Origin of the sequence: Methanoregula sp. (genome assembly GCF_002835825.1) — an archaeon.
In the GTDB taxonomy this organism is placed as follows: Archaea; Halobacteriota; Methanomicrobia; order Methanomicrobiales; family Methanospirillaceae; genus Methanoregula.
This window is the reverse complement of record NZ_PIZH01000299.1, coordinates 1-2,686: the sequence shown is the minus strand read 5'-3', so window position 1 is coordinate 2,686 and position 2,686 is coordinate 1. Positions and strand designations below refer to the sequence as shown.

General features: G+C 49.5%; 1 protein-coding gene. It reads right to left on the bottom strand.

The window, feature by feature from the left end:
- A partial coding sequence (locus CW742_RS10105) for a PKD domain-containing protein (RefSeq protein ID WP_292419963.1) occupies window positions 1–2,183 on the bottom strand: 2,183 nt, incomplete at its 3' end.
- Between the last annotated feature and the right edge of the window lie 503 nt (window positions 2,184–2,686).

The following is a 2,686-nucleotide window of genomic DNA, read 5'->3' as shown; positions in this document are numbered from 1 at the left end:
GCGGTAAAGATATACTGGGTGTCCAGCACTTCCTTTGTGGCCCCGTCATCGGAGAACCGTATCACCTTCATGGCCCCGATTCCCCCGTTTGAATTGACCCAGCTCTCGCTTACGCTCATATTGAGGACAACGGGTTCCGTGGAGGCTGACAGGTTGGAATTGATGAGCGACGATCCTTTTATGATCATGGTGTAGGCAACGGCGTCGACTTTGTTATCTGATCCGGCTGCCAGCTGGAATGCATTGGAAACCGTATCATTTGCACCCTGGGTCACTTCCACCTGGAGAGGTGCATTCGCGAGTTCCTTTAAGGAAAGCTGGATTGATGTAGTGACCTCCCCGGGGCCCGTGGCAGTCGTGTCAAGCTGGGTAACAACGGGCTTGCTTGATAAGACAACTTCCGTGATATTCTGGACGGTGACCGTCGTTCCGGCAGTACCGGAAGTGTTCCCTTTCACGATCATCTGGTCCCAGCCATTTCCTGGATCAACAATCGTGACCGTATTTGTTGTATTTGTCATCGTGCCATTGAGATTTGCAGAAACAAATGTGATCTCCTGTTTCCCCGTTGTTCCGGAGATCGTTGTGCCATTGAAGGTTATCGGGATAAATTCTTTCTTTGCAATCACCGTTACCTGACGGGTTGTCGTATTGGTCATGCCATTGGAATCCTTGACCGTGAGCGTAATTGTCTGGACTTTAGCGACTTCATAAGTCCATGACGAGAGCGGGCTTTTCGATGCAGCACTCTTATTTCCATCGCCATAGTCCCACTGATAGGACGTGATAGTGCTCTTACTCTGGCTCTCGCTTGCCGAGGCATCGAAGGAGAATTTTGCCGGGACCGTATCTTCAACCTTGTCCACGGTGAAGGTTGCCATGGGTTTAGGCAGGGTACTTGCGCCGGACTTGGCTGGACTGGTATACCAGGGGGAGAACAGGACATTGTCACTCACATTGCTTGCGATAACCGTCGAACTCTTTGAAAGCTCCCTCGGGCCACTTGCATTGCCCCACCAGTTGTTCCGTGCGTCGATGGATCCCAGCGTGGGGGTCTGGATCACCCGGACGCCGTAATCGCCGTTGTTGATGATGTCGTTGCCCTTGAGGACGATGTTTGTCAGGTTTCCGTAATTCTTGTCAGTAGCGCCGTGATAACTCTCATCGAGGTCGACCCGTACGCCATCCCAGAGAGAATAGCCATTGGTTCCGGCACCGTTCTTTGAGAGGATATTGTTCTTAATCGTGATGTCCTGGTTTGTCGGACCGATATAGATGCCAATTTTCTCATTCTCAGATATCAGGTTATTGTCAATATCCACATACCGGGGCCCCCATGCAGAGGAAAATTGTTGCTTGTAGGTAGTAATGTCGGATCCAATCCTTATGAGGATAATTCCATTTCCGTACTTCAAAGTATTTTTATCAGCGGTATTATTCCAGCCGTTATGGGTGATGTTGTTATTTGTGATCCTGAAGTGGCCAGCCGTGTCTGCGCTACCCTGGACCCCCCCGGAAAGTTCAATACCCGACCGGTGGTTGCCTGAGATCGTATTATTGTCGATTATCGAACCTTCATATACTGCTGCAAGTGCCGGTGTTCCGATATTTTGTGAACCAAGCAGCAGGATTCCGCATCCGTCTCCGGTTGCATTGAATATTTTATTATTGGCAATTGTCAGGGATTGTACTACTTTTTTCCGTGGGCCGGGGACAACGATCCCCATACGGCCCTGTTTGCCATTCTGGGACAGGAGATTGGTATTTGGACCGACCACGTTATTCACTATCCGGACATCCGTGTATTCGTTACTCTGGTTGTTGATGGAGATGAGATCGGTTACCGGATATGGCTCAGGATATTCCGTTGAGTGGATAAATTTCACGATAAACCCATCGAAGGTGACCTTAGAATTCCAGATCTGGACTACCGGCACATCCGCAACGGAAGACGGGCTGATGATGCTCTCTTTTGACTCATCGTAGGCATAGTTCGTTGGTACAATGTAATCTTTCTTGGATACTCCCGATGTTGCACCAAGGAGGGTAATTGATCTGTTGATGATAATGCGCTCATCGTAGGTGCCCGGGTATACCTTGACCGTGTCTCCGGACAATGCTGCATTTATAGCAGTCTGAATGGTCGGGTAATTACCCGGGCTGACGTGACTTACCGAAAGCATCCCATTATCCCCAGATGCAGCTGACTGCGTTGCTGTTTTTCCTGCACTGGTGTACCAGGGAGAGATACGGGTAAAGGAACTTACCGCATTTCCGGTTCCTGTGGGATTTGATAAGGAATTCACCGGGCCGGAAGGCGATCCCCACCAGTTCCGGCGTGCGTCGACAAGTCCTTTCAGCGGTGCATGGGTAACACGAAGCCCAAAACCCCCGTTTCCGCTGAAACTATTCTCCGATATCAGGATATTTTCGAGATAGTTGTAGAATGTTTTTCCTTCATATTGTGGTTGCTCCGGATGGATTTTGAGTTCTTCAATTTGGTATGTCTCGTTGAGATCGATTCGGATACCATCCCAGGTACCTCTGAAGCCGGTGATTCCTGAGGGACGGGTTCATTTTCCATTATCCCTGTGGGTATTTTCCCGAATCGTGATATCCTGGGCAACAGGGCCGAGGTCTATCTCGTTCTGCTCATTGCCAATGAACTCATTTTTCTCTATTTCTA